Here is a 14,570-nt window from a genome sequence, read left to right as displayed (position 1 = left end):
CTCGGCCCGTGAACACCGCCCCGACCGGGCAACCGGAACCGCATCCGCTGCTCGCCGTGATCGCCCGGGGCGTGGCCCTGGTCGTGGTGCTGCCCGTACGGCTGGTCTGGGAACTGCTGGCCGGCTCCGCCCGGTGGCTGGCCCGGTGGCTGCTCAGCCCGCTCGGCCGGGCCCTGCGGGCCTGGGTGCTGCGCCCGCTCGCCTGGCTCCTGGACCGGCTGGTCTGGATACCGCTGGTGTGGCTGACGAAGCACCTGCTCTGGTACCCGCTGGTCTGGGTCTTCCGGACGCTGGTCCGACCCGTGGCGCGCTTGCTCGTGGGGGCGGCCGACTGGCTGATCCGTAACGTGCTGGTGCCCCTGGCACGGCTGCTGATGCGGGCCTTCGGCCCGGCGTTGGCCGCCGTCGGGCGCGGGCTGTGGTGGCTGCTGCGGCTGGTGGCCGATGCCCTCGGGTACGCCTGGCGGCTCACGGGCCGCATCGTCAACGTCCTCTACCGGCTACTGCTCCGCCCGTTCGGCGGGGCCCTGCGCTGGGTGTGGCGGCACACCGCCGTCCCGTTCGGCGGGGCCCTGCGCTGGGTGTGGCGGCACACCGCCGTCCCGTTCGGCCGGGCCCTGCGCGGCGCCTGGCGGGCCACGGTCACCCCGACAGTCCGCTGGCTCCGCGGCTCGATCCTGACCCCGATCCGCCAAGCCACCCGCGACCTCCTGACCGCCCTCGGCCTCCGCCGCTAACCCATCCCGCCCATCCTGGCCACCTCTCCACCCCGAACCCGGTCGATCTTGCACTTCGGCCCCGGCCGACCCCCGAACCCCGTCGATCTTGCACTTCGGGCCCCGACCAAAGGGGCAAAAGCCTCATCGCAGGGGCCGCAAGTGCAAGATCGCGGGCGCGGGCGCGGGCGCGGGCGCGGGCGTGGGGAGTGGGGCGTGGGGAGTGGGAGCGGGAGCGGGGGGTGGGGGTGGGGTTAGAGGAGGAGGTTGAGGAGGACGGTCAGGGCGATCGAGGCCAGCACCGAGAAGAGGATCATCAGGAGACAGCCGAGGCCACCGCCCACCGGGCGGATTTCCGTGTTGCCGATGCGCATGGCGGTCCTTGTCCTAGTGCGGGGAGAGCAGGGCGCGTACGGCCGCGGCGACCTCGGCCGGGGCGGTGGTGGCGACATTGTGGGCGGCGCCCGGGACGACAGCCGTGCGGGCGTTCGGCACGAGGCGGGTGAGCTGGTCCCGCCAGGCGGCCGGTGCCACCGGGTCGCGGGAGCCGGCGATCACCAGGGTGGGTACGGCGACCCGGGCGGCGTCCGCCTCGATCGCGTTGCGTACCGAGTGCGAGAGGGTGGCGTACACCCGCGGAGGGCGGGCGTCCCAGACATCGCGGAGCAGGATCGGGGTCTGCAATGGCGCCTCGCGCAGGGTGTCGGCCAGCCAGCGGCCGAACAGTCCCCGCCGGGTGCGGGCGGCCGGGTCGCTGGTCGGCCCGGCCAGCACCAGCGCCCGGACCAGCCCGGGGTGGCGGGCGGCCAGCGCGGCGGCCACCTCCGCGCCGAACGAGTGCCCCAGCACACACGCGGGCGGCAGGCCGTACACGGTCAGCCACGCCGCCAGGTGCTCGGCGTGCCGGGTGACGTCGTACGCGCCGGACGGGTGGGCGCTGAGTCCGAAGCCGGGCAGGTCCGGCACGTACACCGGGTGGGTGGGCGCCAGCGCCAGGGCCAGCGGGGTGAGGTAGCGGTGCGACACCGCCAGCCCGTGCACCAGCACCACGGGTGGGGCGCCGGCGCGCGGGTCGGCAGTGCGGCGGGTGTGGGTACGCAGGCCGTCGACCAGCCGCCACTCGCTCGTCAGGCCGGCGGCGGGCCGGGGGGCGGCCAGGGCGAGCCGCAGTTGCGCCGGGGAGAACCCCACCGGTGGAGTCGCAGCGGACGGGCCCCTCGGCCGGACCGTCGCCGTCACAGCTCGCGGAGCCGGGGGAGCAGTTCCTCCCGGGCCCAGTCCAGGAACATCGGCTGGGTGTCGCCGCCGACTTGGACGAGCGCGACGTGGGTGAAGCCGGCGTCGACGAACTTCTTGAACGCCTCCACGTGCCGGTCGGTGTCCGGGCCGCAGGAGATTCCCTCGGCGACATCCTCCTCGCGGACGAACTGGCTCGCGGCGGCGAACGAGTCCGGCCCGGGCAGGTCGGCGTTGACCTTCCAGCCCAACCCGAACCAGCGGAACTGGTCGTGCACGATCTTGCGGCACTCCGCCTCGTCCGGGCCGTAGCAGATCGCCACCTGGCCGTACCGGGGCTGGCCCGCGCCGCCCGCCTCGTCGTACATCTGGATGATGTGCGGGTCCGGCTCGGTGGCGACGATCCCGTCCGCGTAGTCGGCGGCCAGCGTCGCCGACTGCCGGCCGGACGCGGCGACGGCCATCGGCACCGGGCGGCCGGGCCGGTCCCAGACGTACGCGTCGGGGACGTCGTAGTGGTTGCCGGAGAAGGTCAGCGTCTCGCCGTTGAGCAGTGGCCGGATGATCTGCAACGCCTCCTCGAACATCTCGTGCCGCTGCTGCACGTGTGGCCAGCCGCCGACGATGTGCTCGTTGAGGTTCTCCCCGGCGCCCAGGCCGAGGGTGAACCGGCCGTCCGAGAGCACCCCGATCGTGCTGGCCTTCTGCGCCACGACGGCGGGGTGGTAGCGGCGGAGCGGGCAGGTCACGAAGGACATCAGCTCGGCCCGGCTGGTGGCGTGGGCGACCGCGCCGAGCACCGACCAGGCGTACGGGGCGTGGCCCTGGGAGTCCAGCCAGGGGTAGTAGTGGTCGGAGATCACGAGCTGGTCGAAGCCGGCAGCCTCGGCACGCACCGCGTGGTCCACCAACTCCTTGGGACCGGCCTGCTCGCACATCAGGGTGTAACCGACGTTGACCATCGCGACATCTCCTTCGCTCTTCCGATCATCCCCGAATACCCCGACCGCCCGCCGCCAACCCTCGGACCCCCTTCGCCCCGGCCCCGCCCCCGCGCCCGCATGCCCCGCCCCGCCCCCGCATGCCGCCCCGCCCCGCGCATGCCCCGCCCGCGCCCGCACTTTCACGGAAAGAGTGGTCATTCCGGCGGGGATGGCCACTCTTTCCGTGAACGAGTGGGGGTGGGGACGCGTATTAACCGGTTCAGGGTTGCTGAAGCAATGGGGGGCGCGGGGGCCGCGGTGGGGGTGAGGGGGGGGGTCGGGAGGTGCGGCCGATCGCCCAGCAGAGCCCGTGGGGGTGCCGCAGGCGTGCTGGCCCGCCTGCGGTCCCGATGTCCGTCAACCGCTCACTGAACCGGTTGCTCCGGACGGGACATCGGCTTACGCTGATCCCTGCGCCGTCGGGAGCCGGACGGGCGACTGACGGGCCAGTCGCCTTCTACGTCACCACTACCGCACCCCCGCCTGGGCACGGGGGACCCCTCCCTGAGGAAGGCCATGAGAAAACGTCTCTCCGTCGCGGGCGTCGCCCTGCTGACGGTTCTCGCCGCCGTGTTCGCCTTCGGGCAGCCGGCGCACGCCGCCGCCGGCTTCTCCGTCGCCAACGGCAAGCTGTACGACGCCAACGGCACCGAGTTCGTCATGCGGGGCGTCAACCACGCCCACACCTGGTACGCCCAGCAGACCAGCTCCTTCGCCAACGTCAAGGCGCTCGGCGCGAACACCGTGCGGGTGGTGCTGGCCAGCGGCGACCGCTGGGCCAAGAACGACACCGCCGACGTCGCCAACGTCATCTCGCTGTGCAAGGCCAACAAGCTGATCTGCGTGCTGGAGGTGCACGACACCACCGGCTACGGCGAGCAGAGCGGCGCGATCACCCTGGACCGGGCGGTCGACTACTGGCTGAGCATCTCCAGCGCCCTCGCCGGCCAGGAGAAGTACGTCATCGTCAACATCGGCAACGAGCCGTACGGCAACCAGGGCTACGGCACCTGGGCCACCGACTCGGCCAACGCGATCAAGCGGCTGCGCGCCGCCGGCCTGACGCACACCATCATGGTCGACGCCCCGAACTGGGGCCAGGACTGGTCGTTCACCATGCGCGACAACGCCGCGTCGGTCTTCGCGGCCGACCCGCAGAAGAACACCGTCTTCTCCATCCACATGTACGGCGTCTTCGACACCGCCGCGGAGATCAGCGACTACCTCGGCCGGTTCCGCACCGCGAAGCTGCCGATCGTGGTCGGCGAGTTCGGCTTCGACCACTCCGACGGCAACCCGGACGAGGACACCATCCTGTCCTACAGTCAGGCCAACGGGATCGGCTACCTCGGCTGGTCGTGGAGCGGCAACGGCGGCGGCGTCGAGTACCTCGACATGGCCACCAACTTCAACCCGGCGGCCCTGACCACCTGGGGTCAGCGGATCTTCAACGGGGCCAACGGCATCAGGGCGACGTCGAGGGAGGCGTCGGTGTACGGCGGGCCCATCCCGACGACTCCGCCGCCCACCACGCCCCCGCCGACCACGCCCCCGCCCACCACTCCGCCGCCCACGACTCCGCCGCCCACCGGCGGCTGCACGGCGACGTACACGATCGTCAACCAGTGGCAGGGCGGCTTCCAGGGCGAGGTCAAGGTGACCGCCGGCTCCGCCGCCATCACCGGCTGGACGGCGAGGTGGACCTACGCCAACGGCCAGACCGTCACCCAGTCCTGGAACGCCACGGTGACCAGCAGCGGGTCGGCCGTGACCGCCCGAAACGTGGCCTACAACGGCAGGCTCGGTGCCGGGGCCAGCACCAGCTTCGGCTTCATCGGCAGTTCGGGCGGCACCAACACCGTCCCCGCCGTCACCTGCACGGCGAGCTGACCCTCGTACCACCCCCCGGTGGCCGGGTCCGCGCGGACCCGGCCACCCTCCTTTCGGGTACGTGGACCCGGCCGCCCCGTTTCCGGCACGCCGGCACGCCGACGCGCGACGCCGGTCCCGGCGCTGGTGTCGTCCGCAGGCGCTGACGTCGGTTGGGGCGCTGGCGCCGACGTCGACTCAGGTGCTGGCGTCGGCGCCGACCTGCGGGTGGCACCTGCATGACCGCCTTTGCTCTGCTGCCCCCTGTGCAACGCTCGCGGAGCGTGACGCTTCCGGCACGTCTAGATCGTGCCGTCCCGGGGCGTGCAGCGGCTGCGCGATGCTCAGGCTGTGTGGTGAAGCGGCTGCGCGTGCTGGTGTTGCGGTGACGGCAGCAGAGCAAAGGGGCGGGTTGGTGACACGCCTGGCCTCCCGGCCCACCACCTGGACGGCAGGGCAGGCCGCGGCGCGATACCGCGCCACGGCCTGCCCTGCCGTCGAAGCTCGCACGGTGGACTTCGATACCGGCCCTCAGGCCGCCACGACGTCGGCGACGACACAGGCGATGTTGTCGGGCCCCCCGGCGGCGTGGGCCAGCTCGACCAGCCGCGCCACGACCCGGTCGGGTTCGTCGCCCGCCGCGAGCGCGGAGTGCAGCGCCGCCCGGTCGACGACCGAGGAGAGCCCGTCGGAGCACAGCAGGTAGCGGTCCCCTTCGACAGCGGTGCGCAGCGCCAGGTCCGCCTCGACGTGGGCCCCACCGGCGCCGAGGGCCCGTACCAGCAGGGCCCGCTGCGGGTGCGCGGCGGCCCCGGCCGGGTCCAGCCTGCCCTGGTCGACCAGCGACTGCACGTAGGTGTGGTCACGGGTCAGCGGGAACAGTTCGCCCCCGCGTAGCAGGTACGCCCGGGTGTCGCCGATGTGCACCAGCGCCAGTTGGGAACCGGAGCGCAGCAGCGCGGTCAGGGTGGTGACCGGCCGGTGCTCCGCCTCGGCAGCCCCGCGCACGGCGCGGTCGGCGTCGGCGACCGCGCCGGCCAGCAGCGTGAGCAGTTCGGCGGCCGGCACGTCGGCCAGTTCCAGCGGTCGGAGGGCGGCGATGGCGGCGGCGCTCGCGGCGGCGCCGCCGGGGCCGCGCATCCCATCGGCGACGGCCAGCAACCGCTCGCCGGCGTACGCGGCGTCCTCGTTGCTGTCCCGCAAGGCCCCGGTGTCGCAGCGGGCAGCGTGGCGGATGCCGAGGGCGGGGGTCGGATCGGACATGGTGGTGCTCCCTTCGGACAGGACGTCGACGAGGCGGGTGACGAGGCGACCCCGGGCCGCCGTGTCGGCGCTGACCCGCCGCCAGTAGGCGTCGACCGCCTCGGCCGCCGCTGTGGGCCGGAGCCCGCAGACGGTGCGGATCTCGGCCAGCGGCATGCCAATGCGGCGGAGCGCGGCGATCAGCCGGGCCTGTTCCACCTGGTCTGGGGCGTAGAGTCGGTACCCCGACTCGGGATCGACCGCGGCCGGGTGCAGCAGCCCCACCTCGTCGTAGAGCCGCAACGCCTTCGGCGTCAGGCGTACCGCCCTCGCGAACGCCCCGATGGTCAGCAGCGCCACATCGACATCCTCCTCGTGCCGGTCGCGGCGACCGGCACGAGCCAGGCTGGGGCCTCCCCGAGGGGCAAGGTCAAGCGCGGGGCCGGGCCGGCCGCTCCGAAGGCGGCGCCGAAGCGTGTCATTCGGCCCCACCCGCCACGATCGCGCCCTTCGCCTCCACCCGCCCGGGGCTTTCGGCCCTACGCGCCGCAGCCCTTCCCGACCAGCATGTAAGGAGAGGTTCCCGCACGGGACATGACGGGTGAGTCCGCTGCGAGGGCCGGGAAGTGGGGAATGATCATGAGCGAGCAGCGTTTCGCCGGACGGGTCGCGGTCGTGACCGGAGCCGGATCGGGTATCGGGCAGGCGGTCGCCCAGCAGCTTGCGGCAGAGGGAGCCACGGTCATTGGCTGTGACGTCGATGCCGAGGGCCTCGCCACGACCACCAAGCTCATGGAGGAGGACGGCCACCCCGGGACGATGATCGTCGCCGACATCACGGCGCAGGCCGACATCGACCGGATCGTCGCCGCGCTGCCAGACCGACGCGTCGACCTGTTGGCCAACGTGGCGGGGGTCATGGACCACTTCATCCCCGTCACGGAACTGGACGACGCCACCTGGGACCGTGTCCTGGCGGTCAACCTCACTGGTCCCATGCGGCTGTGCCGGGCCATGCTGCCGCTGATGACGGCGCGGGGCCGGGGTGCGATCGTCAACGTCGCCTCCATCGGCGGCCTCACCGGAGCGGTCGCCGGCAGCGCGTACGTCTCCTCGAAGCACGGGCTGGTCGGCCTGACCCGCTCGATCGCCAACCTGTACGCCGAGGACGGCGTTCGGGCCAACGCGGTCTGCCCCGGTGGCGTCCAGACCAACATCGGCCGCAGCGCCGCGCCGAAGGTTCCGTGGGCGTACCAGCGTCTGGAGCGGTCGTTCGGACGGGTCACCCGGACGGCCACGCCCGCCGAGGTCTCCACGCTGGTCTGCTGGCTGGGCTCCGACGAGGCGATCAACGTCAACGGGGCCGTCGTCGCCTCCGACGGAGGCTGGACCTCCTGAGCCGGCGCGGCACCGCCCCCGAGTGCGAGGAAGGGCACCCCCTCGACGGCGGTGCGCAGCGCCAGGTCCGTCTCGACGGGGCGGTGGCGGGCCTCAGCCGATCGCGTCGACCTCCAGCAGCAGGGCCTGCTCGGGGTGCAGGGCGGGAAGCTGGAGGCCGACCGCCGCCAGCACCGCGCCGGGCAGGGTGACCCCGCCGGGCAGCCAACCGGGCTCGGCGAGCTGCAACACGGCCGGCTCCGGTACCCCGGCGAATGGGCGGCCTTCGTGGGCGGCGTCAAGGACGGTGGGTTCGACTTCGCCGGCTGACCACAGCCGCTCGACCGAGCGGGGGTGGCATCCACCCGAGGTGCCCCCCCCCGATCACGCGAGCAGCTTCTCCACCTCGCGCCAGAGCTTGTCGAACGACGGGGAGTTGGCCCGCGCGGCGTACAAATCGAACTTGGCGGCGAGCGGGGCCTGGTCCACCTTCGGCTTGTAGGGGTGACCCACCATTCGTTCGCTGAGCCAGCCCTTGGCATCCCGCTTGGCTTCCGGATCAGCCGGCGCTTCGAGCACATCAGGCAGGCCGCGCAGACCGCCGAGCGATTTCGCGGCGGCCAGGAACCACGCCTCGAACTCCCGGTTCGCCAGGACCACACCGACCCTGACGTCCGGCCGAGCGGCCTGGGCCCGCTGTAGTAGGCGCGGGCCGAGGTCAGCGGGGCAGTGGTCGTCGGCGTCGAGGAGTACGAGCACTCCGCCCCGTCCCCGGACCCGACTGGCTTGCGCCGCCACCGCTGACTCCAGACCAGCACCGATCAACTGGGTCTGCGGCACTCGAAGAGGGACGGCGACCTGGAGGTTCCAGACCGACAGCTCGGCCGCGATCCGGCGAAGCAGGACCGGCAGCGCGGTCACCTCGCCGTGCCCTTCGATCGCCGGCGCGATGGTGATCGGCTCGTGCCCGCTCATCCTGTCACCGGTCCGAAGTCCTCGCAGCGCGCCGGCTCGGGTGATAGCTGATCGGCGCGCATCAGCGCCCCGAGGGTGAAGTGGCCGTCGCGGACGATCTGCCGGCTGGCCGCGTCGAGCGGGCCGATGACCGTGGACCCGTTCGTGTTGGCCACCGCCAGCACGGCGTCCAGATCGACGTCGTCCCGGTCCAGGAGGTCATCGCTCTGCGTCGTGGCGATCACCTGGACGTGCTCGCTGGCCTCGGTCAGCGCGTCGTACAGGGCGCCGGCGGCGGCGGGATGCAGGGCGGTTTCCGGCTCCTCGATGCCGACCAGGTTGACCTGCCCGTGCTGTGTCGGGGCCTGGAAGAGTGCGGCCAGCACGGCGGCCGTACGGATCGTGCCGTCCGACATGGCGTCGGGACCGAAGGCCGCGTGGGCTCCGCTCTCGCTGCGCTGACGCATCTCGACGGTGACGTACCGCTTGACCGCCTGCCGGTCGACCCCGACGACGCCGGGCGCGACCGCGGCGAGGTAGTCGTCGACCCGCTCCTTGACCTCCGGGTAGGAATCACCCAGGTCCCCCAGCACGTCACCCAGATGCTCCCCGCGACGGCCGAGGACGGCCCGTTCGACAGCCGGCTGGGGAAGCCGAAGGGCGCTCGTCTCGAAGTTGTAGAAGCGCATCCCGCGCAGTGCCCGGCTGACCCGGCTCCATGACTTGCTCACCGAACTCACGGCCGGCATGAAAAGTCGACCGGGTTCTACGCTCGTGTCCTGGGCCACGTGTGGATAGTCGACTGAGCCCTGGTTGACCGTGAAGTGGTTCGCCGTATCGCCTCGGGTTGCCCGCGCGTGCTCCCACACCACTTCGAACGGTGGATTTGCCCGGGGCGCTTGCCTGATCTCGAATCCGTAGGACCAGTGCTCCGGTGCCGCCCCCTCGCCACCCCACGCCAACGTGAAATCGATCAGGATGCTGAATGCGGTTACGTGCTCCGGCGACCGAAGCAGAATCTCCGCCATCCCGTTGCGGGAATCGATTGCCTGTTGCGGTGTGGTGCTGATGGCCTCCGACATGAAAGCCACCGCATCCAGGAAGTTGCTCTTACCGGTGCCGTTCGCCCCGACCAGCAGCGTCAGCGGCCCGACGGGCACGTCGCACTCCCTGATGCTCTTGTAGTTCCGAATCCTCACCCTGCTGACTCGCGGCTGAGGCTTGGCGGGTATGACGGCTGGTCTCTCGGTGTTCTTCATGTCGCTATCGGCTTTTCCCGTATCTTTCAGGATGTCGGCGAGGGGGCGTGTCGGATTCTAGTGGTCGTCCACGACGATTGTCGGGTCCATCATCCTCGCCGGGTGGCCGCCGGGCGGCGCCGCGCCCGGTGGACTCGGCGAGCCGACAGAGCCGCTGCCGCCCCGCTCGGGCGCGGGCAGGGGCAGGCAACACGCCGCGTCCCTACTTCCCAGACAATTCACAGCGGTGCTGGCTAGTCTGCCCCGGTCAGCCGCCAGCGTTCCATGGTGGAGCGCGGTGACCGTCACGCGGAGGGTCCGATGGTCTTCAAGAAGATGTTGAGCGCGTTTGGCGTGGGCGGTCCCACCGTGGACACCGTCCTGCCCAACCCGAACACGCGGCCGGGGCTCGCCCTCGACGGCCAGGTCAACCTGGTCGGCGGCGATGCGTCGGCGGCCATCGAGCAGATCGTCGTCGGCCTGGTCACCCGGGTCGAGATGGAGAGCGGCGACGGCGAGTACGCCGGCGTGATGGAGTTCCACCGGCTGCCGGTCGCCGGGGCGTTCGAGCTGGCCCCGAAGCAGCAGCTCTCGATCCCCTTCCAGCTTCCGATGCCGTGGGAGACCCCGATCACCGACGTGTACGGCCAGCGCCTGCACGGCATGACGATGGGGCTGCGCACCGAGGTGGCGGTGGCCCGGGCGGTCGACAAGAGCGACCTCGACCAGGTCAACGTCCATCCGCTGCCGGTGCAGGAGCGCATCATGGACGCCTTCGCCCGGCTCGGCTTCCGGTTCAAGGGCGCCGACCTGGAGCGCGGCCACATCCGTGGCACGCAGCAGACGCTGCCGTTCTACCAGGAGATCGAGTTCTTCGCCGCGCCGCAGTACGCGCAGCTCATCAACGAGGTCGAGCTGACCTTCGTGACCGGCCCTCAGGGCATCGACGTGGTGCTGGAGTGCGACAAGCGGGGCGGCTTCCTCAGCGCCGGCCACGATGTCTTCGGCCGGTACACCGTCGCCCACACGGACGCCGACCGGGTCGACTGGGCGCAGGTCGTCGACGGCTGGCTCCAGGAGACCACCTCCCGCTACGGCGGCCTGCGCGCGCAGGGCTTCGGCGCGCCCCCCGGCTACGGGGCACCGCACGGCTACCCGACGCAGCACGGGCACGGCGGCCACGGGCACGGCGGCCACGGCCGGGGCGTCGGGATGGGCGGCATCGTCGCGGGCGCGGCGCTCGGCGCCGTCGGCGGGATGGTCGCCGGCGAGATGATCGAGGACGCGGTCGAGGGCGACTTCGCCGAGGACTGGGGCTTCGGCGGCGACGAGGAGTGACGTGAAGGACGACGGTGGCCCTCCGGGAGAATCCCGGAGGGCCACCGTGCTGCTCGGAGCTGATCCTGCGTCAGTGCCTGCTCTTGCGCTCCGTGTCGCTGCGATAGTTGCTGCCGGCCTTGGCCAGACCCCGGCTACCGAGGTAACCGATGGTCAGCAGGGTGATGAAGAACCAGGCCTGCGGGGCGCGGAAGATGTCCACCCCGACCGAGTTCTTGCCGACCAGGTACGACGCGGCCAGCACGCCGATCAACGAGGCGACGTAGACCCAGAACTCCGTCGTCTTGAAGGCCTGCTTGGTCTCCGTGCCCGGCGCCTGCATCGGCTCGCGATGCCCGTCGTGCATCATCGGCATCTGCCTGGTGGGTGCTTCGTTCATCGCGCGGTTCGGCATGTCGTTCATCGCGCGGTTCGGCGCTTCCTGGGTCCGGTTCGTCGACCTGGTGGATGCAGCCTGCGTGCTCATCTTGTCCTCCTCAGGATGCGATGAGTCCTACCTGCGCTCCCTCGCCCCGCTACCGCGTTTCGGCCACGGCACGGTTGGCGTTCTCGGCGGGGGCACCCCCCGACTACCCGGGGGTCCGCCGAGGTAACACCCGCCGGCCCTCGGAATGGCGGCGTCAGCGTGGGCCCGGCGTGGGTTTGGTCGGCCGGCACCCGGGCACGCAGGGCGATCCGACAGTTCTGCGAGGTGATGGACGTGCGTGAGGACGACATGGTGCGGGAGTCCGCCCGCAAGGCCGAGCAACGGATCGCCGGCGGGGTGTACGGCCCGGGGGCCCTCGACGAGGTCACCGTGCCGCAGACCGACGAGACCCGGGTCCTCCAGGAGGAGGACCCGGGTGACCCGGCGGACGTCCCGATCGACCCGGAGATGCTACGCGACGGCGGCCCGACCCGGGGCCAGGGCGCGCTGACCACGACCGGCGGCACCGCAGGCCCGGCGAGCGTCCGACGGGTGGCCCGGCAGCCGGAACGGCACCCGGGGAAGGTCGCACCGACCACCACCGGCGACGCCACCACGGGTGGCCTGAGCACCCCGGCGGGTGGCTCGACGAGTGACCAGTCGAGCAGCGCCAGCCAGGTCGGCGACTTCACCGACGAGTGAGGCCGGCACTTTCACGGAATGAGTGGCTATTCGGCGCCGCGAGGCCACTGATTCCGTGAAAGTGCGCGGTGTCCCGGGTGGGTGGATCAGGCGACGCGGAGGATGCCCAGGCGTTGGGTGGCGCGGGTCAGGGCGACGTACAGGTCGCTGTGGCCGCGCGGGGACTCGGCCACGATCCGTTCCGGGTCGACCACCAGGACGGAGTCGAACTCCAGCCCCTTGGCCTGCCCGACGGTCAGCACGACCACCCGGCTCTCCAGCTCCGGATGCTCGCCGACGGCCGCCTCCGGCAGCGCCGCGACCAGTGCGGCGCCCAGCTCGTCGACCCGGCCGGCGGGGACGATCACCCCGAGCCGCCCGTCGGCCAGCCCGGCCGCCTCGGCGACCGCCGCCCCGGTCAGCGCGCGGGGCAGCGCGTCCTCGGCGACCCGGCGGTCCCACGGCGGCACCCCACTCTCCCGTACGGAGCGCGGCGGGAGCAGGTGCGGGTCGATCTTCGTCAGCACCTCGGCGGCCACCGCCATGATCTCGGCGGGCGTGCGGTAGCTGACGGTCAGCTCCTCCAGCCGCCACCGCTGCGCCACGTACGGCTCCAGCGCGTCGGCCCACGACGGGGTGCCGGCGAGCGCCCCGGTCTGCGCCACGTCCCCGACGATCGTCATCGACCGGCTCGGGCAGCGGCGCATCAGCAGCCGCCAGGCCATCGGCGACAGCTCCTGTGCCTCGTCGACGATCACGTGCCCGAACGCCCAACCCCGGTCGGCGGCGGCGCGCTGGGCGGCGGTCAGCCCGTCGGACTCCTCCTGGCGCTCCAGCAACTGGTCGGCGTCCAGCAGGTCGGTGACGCCGAGGATCTCGCCTCCCTCGGCCTCGTCCTCCACGTCGATGGAGCGGGAGCCCCGGGCGATCTCCAGCACGCCCTCGGCGTACTCGCGTTGGAAAGCCCGGATGCGCTGCCGGCGGGCCGCAGCGGTGCGGTCGTCCTCGCCGAGCAGCTCGGCGGCCTCGTCGAGCAGCGGCACGTCGGCCGGCGTCCAGCCGCCCGGCCGGTGGTGCAGCAGGGCCCGCTCGGCGTCGGTCAGCTCGGGCGCGGCGGCGGCGATCCGGTCGGGGTCGGCGTACAGGTCGGTGAGCAGGCGCTGCGGGGTGAGCACCGGCCAGAGCCGGTCCAGCGCGGCCCGCACCCCGGGCTCCTCGCGCAGCTCGCGGCGGATCTCCGCGACGTCGGCCTCGTCGAGCAGGTTCTCCCCGCCCAGCGGGTCCGCGCCGATCCGGTCGGCCACCTGGTCGGCAAGGGCGTGCACGATCTCGACGTCGAAGACCGTGCGGGCCAGGTTGTGCGGCCGGCCGGTGCGGCGGGCGCGGTCCCGGGCCGCCCGGACGGTCTCCGGGTCCAGCCGCAGCAGCTCCCGCTCGACCTCGATCTCCAGCGGTTCGTCCGGAACCCACTGCCGGTCCCGCACCGCCTCGGTGAGCACCTGCACCATCTCGGCACGGCCCTTGACCGCCGCGGCCTCCGCCGGCTCCGTCCGGCGGGCGCTGACCCCGGGAAAAAGGTCCCCGGGGGTACGCAGCAGCACGCCCGTCTCGGCCAGCGCCGGGAGCACCTGCGAGATGTAGCGCAGGAACGTCTCGTTCGGGCCGACCAGCAGCACGCCCCGGCTGGAGAGCACATTGCGGTGGGTGTAGAGCAGGTACGCCGCGCGGTGCAGGGCGACGGCGGTCTTGCCGGTGCCCGGGCCGCCCTGGACCACCAGCGTGCCGGGCAGGTCGGCGCGGATGATCCGGTCCTGCTCGGCCTGGATGGTCTCGACGATGTCGCGCATCCGGCCGGTCCGGCCGGCGGTGAGCGCGGCGAGCAGCGACGCCTCCCCGGTCAGCTCCTCGTGCGCGGTGGGGGAGGCGGCGGCCAGGTCGAGCACCTCGTCGTTGAGGGCCGTCACCTTGCGCTGCCGGGTCCGCAGGTGCCGCCGTCGCCGTACACCCTGCGGGTTGGCGGCGGTGGCCAGGTAGAAGGCCCGGGCGGCGGGGGCCCGCCAGTCCATCAGCAGCGGGTCGTAGTCGCCGCTGGTGTCGAAGATGCCGATCCGGCCGATGTAGTGGCGCGCGCCGTCGTCGGCGTCCAGTCGGCCGAAGCAGAGCCCGTTCTCCACGGCGGAGAACTGCTCGACCTGTTCGGCGTACATCCGCACTGAGCTGTCCCGCTGCGACCGGGCCTGGAGGGTGCCGCCGGTGGTGTGCAGTTCCTCGGCGAGCCGCCGGGCTGCCTGTTCCCGCATGCCGTCCAGCCGGCCGTAGAGCATGGAGACGTACTCCTGCTCGGGGCCGATCTCGTCGTCGTGCCGTAGCTCGTCGGGACCCGCGGAGTGCCTTGACAAGCCGTCTCCCTAGTGATTAGGATTCCATTCGGAACGGCAATTATCGCCGTTCCTTTTTTGTGCCTGAACTGCAAAAGATACCGCGCGACGACCTCTCCCACCAAGCGATCGGTCGGGAACCACCGCCGCCG

Annotated in this window: 13 protein-coding genes; 5 read left to right on the top strand and 8 right to left on the bottom strand. The window is 72.3% G+C overall.

What is annotated here, in order from left to right; genetic code table 11:
- Nucleotides 1-8: 8 nt before the first annotated feature.
- Nucleotides 9-737: a hypothetical protein gene (locus ACH4T9_RS20210; RefSeq protein WP_396673236.1), complete on the top strand. Its 729-nt coding sequence runs from the start codon at nt 9-11 to the stop codon at nt 735-737.
- 366 nt (nt 738-1,103) lie between these two features.
- On the opposite strand, the gene ACH4T9_RS20205 is transcribed toward ACH4T9_RS20210, so the two are convergent.
- Nucleotides 1,104-1,907 carry an alpha/beta fold hydrolase gene (locus ACH4T9_RS20205; protein ID WP_396673235.1) on the bottom strand — a complete coding sequence of 268 codons (804 nt, stop codon included), beginning with the start codon at nt 1,905-1,907 and terminating at the stop codon, nt 1,104-1,106.
- 44 nt (nt 1,908-1,951) lie between these two features.
- Complete coding sequence (locus ACH4T9_RS20200) at nt 1,952-2,914, bottom strand: TIGR03557 family F420-dependent LLM class oxidoreductase (protein ID WP_396673234.1); 963 nt, start codon at nt 2,912-2,914, stop codon at nt 1,952-1,954.
- Between the two features lie 537 nt (nt 2,915-3,451).
- On the opposite strand from ACH4T9_RS20200, the gene ACH4T9_RS20195 reads away from it, so the two are divergent.
- On the top strand, nt 3,452-4,825 hold the full coding sequence (locus ACH4T9_RS20195) for a cellulase family glycosylhydrolase (protein ID WP_396673233.1): 1,374 nt from the start codon (nt 3,452-3,454) through the stop codon (nt 4,823-4,825).
- 510 nt (nt 4,826-5,335) lie between these two features.
- On the opposite strand, the gene ACH4T9_RS20190 is transcribed toward ACH4T9_RS20195, so the two are convergent.
- Nucleotides 5,336-6,406: a MerR family transcriptional regulator gene (locus ACH4T9_RS20190; protein ID WP_396673232.1), complete on the bottom strand. Its 1,071-nt coding sequence runs from the start codon at nt 6,404-6,406 to the stop codon at nt 5,336-5,338.
- A 279-nt stretch (nt 6,407-6,685) separates the two neighbouring features.
- Between ACH4T9_RS20190 and ACH4T9_RS20185 the strand changes: the two genes are divergently transcribed.
- The gene (locus ACH4T9_RS20185; RefSeq protein WP_396673231.1) at nt 6,686-7,444 is read left to right on the top strand and encodes an SDR family NAD(P)-dependent oxidoreductase; all 759 of its coding nucleotides are present in this window, start codon (nt 6,686-6,688) and stop codon (nt 7,442-7,444) included.
- A gap of 93 nt (nt 7,445-7,537) precedes the next feature.
- Here the strand turns inward: ACH4T9_RS20185 and ACH4T9_RS20180 are convergent, their stop codons facing one another.
- The 3 genes from ACH4T9_RS20180 to ACH4T9_RS20170 form a co-directional block, all read right to left on the bottom strand.
- Nucleotides 7,538-7,675, bottom strand: a complete 138-nt coding sequence (locus tag ACH4T9_RS20180) for a hypothetical protein (protein ID WP_396673230.1) — start codon at nt 7,673-7,675, stop codon at nt 7,538-7,540.
- Between the two features lie 132 nt (nt 7,676-7,807).
- Nucleotides 7,808-8,398, bottom strand: coding sequence for a DUF4276 family protein (locus ACH4T9_RS20175; RefSeq protein WP_396673229.1), 591 nt, complete (start codon nt 8,396-8,398; stop codon nt 7,808-7,810).
- A complete protein-coding gene (locus ACH4T9_RS20170) occupies nt 8,395-9,636 on the bottom strand; it encodes an AAA family ATPase (RefSeq protein WP_396673228.1) in 1,242 nt (413 codons plus the stop codon). Before ACH4T9_RS20170 ends, ACH4T9_RS20175 begins: the two co-directional genes overlap by 4 nt.
- Before the next feature lie 300 nt (nt 9,637-9,936).
- On the opposite strand from ACH4T9_RS20170, the gene ACH4T9_RS20165 reads away from it, so the two are divergent.
- Entirely contained in the window at nt 9,937-10,953 is a 1,017-nt protein-coding gene (locus ACH4T9_RS20165) for a sporulation protein (RefSeq protein WP_396673227.1), read from the top strand.
- A gap of 70 nt (nt 10,954-11,023) precedes the next feature.
- Here the strand turns inward: ACH4T9_RS20165 and ACH4T9_RS20160 are convergent, their stop codons facing one another.
- Nucleotides 11,024-11,419 carry a hypothetical protein gene (locus ACH4T9_RS20160; RefSeq protein ID WP_396673226.1) on the bottom strand — a complete coding sequence of 132 codons (396 nt, stop codon included), beginning with the start codon at nt 11,417-11,419 and terminating at the stop codon, nt 11,024-11,026.
- A gap of 234 nt (nt 11,420-11,653) precedes the next feature.
- Between ACH4T9_RS20160 and ACH4T9_RS20155 the strand changes: the two genes are divergently transcribed.
- Nucleotides 11,654-12,061: a hypothetical protein gene (locus tag ACH4T9_RS20155; RefSeq protein ID WP_396673225.1), complete on the top strand. Its 408-nt coding sequence runs from the start codon at nt 11,654-11,656 to the stop codon at nt 12,059-12,061.
- Nucleotides 12,062-12,147: 86 nt separating this feature from the next.
- Here the strand turns inward: ACH4T9_RS20155 and ACH4T9_RS20150 are convergent, their stop codons facing one another.
- Nucleotides 12,148-14,364 (bottom strand): HelD family protein, encoded by a 2,217-nt coding sequence (locus ACH4T9_RS20150; protein ID WP_396673428.1) that lies wholly within the window; start codon nt 14,362-14,364, stop codon nt 12,148-12,150.
- Nucleotides 14,365-14,570: the final 206 nt, after the last annotated feature.

Source organism: Micromonospora sp. NPDC020750, from assembly GCF_044334565.1.
Taxonomy (GTDB): domain Bacteria; phylum Actinomycetota; class Actinomycetes; order Mycobacteriales; family Micromonosporaceae; genus Micromonospora.
This window is presented reverse-complemented; position numbering and strand designations above follow the sequence as displayed.

Excerpts from the sequence above, each read along its gene's own strand:
- ACH4T9_RS20200 (WP_396673234.1), bottom strand. The coding sequence starts at position 2,914 with ATGGTCAACGTCGGTTACACCCTGATGTGCGAGCAGGCCGGTCCCAAG.
- ACH4T9_RS20195 (WP_396673233.1), top strand. The coding sequence starts at position 3,452 with ATGAGAAAACGTCTCTCCGTCGCGGGCGTCGCCCTGCTGACGGTTCTC.
- ACH4T9_RS20185 (WP_396673231.1), top strand. The coding sequence starts at position 6,686 with ATGAGCGAGCAGCGTTTCGCCGGACGGGTCGCGGTCGTGACCGGAGCC.
- ACH4T9_RS20175 (WP_396673229.1), bottom strand. The coding sequence starts at position 8,398 with ATGAGCGGGCACGAGCCGATCACCATCGCGCCGGCGATCGAAGGGCAC.
- ACH4T9_RS20170 (WP_396673228.1), bottom strand. The coding sequence starts at position 9,636 with ATGAAGAACACCGAGAGACCAGCCGTCATACCCGCCAAGCCTCAGCCG.
- ACH4T9_RS20165 (WP_396673227.1), top strand. The coding sequence starts at position 9,937 with ATGGTCTTCAAGAAGATGTTGAGCGCGTTTGGCGTGGGCGGTCCCACC.
- ACH4T9_RS20160 (WP_396673226.1), bottom strand. The coding sequence starts at position 11,419 with ATGAGCACGCAGGCTGCATCCACCAGGTCGACGAACCGGACCCAGGAA.
- ACH4T9_RS20150 (WP_396673428.1), bottom strand. The coding sequence starts at position 14,364 with ATGCTCTACGGCCGGCTGGACGGCATGCGGGAACAGGCAGCCCGGCGG.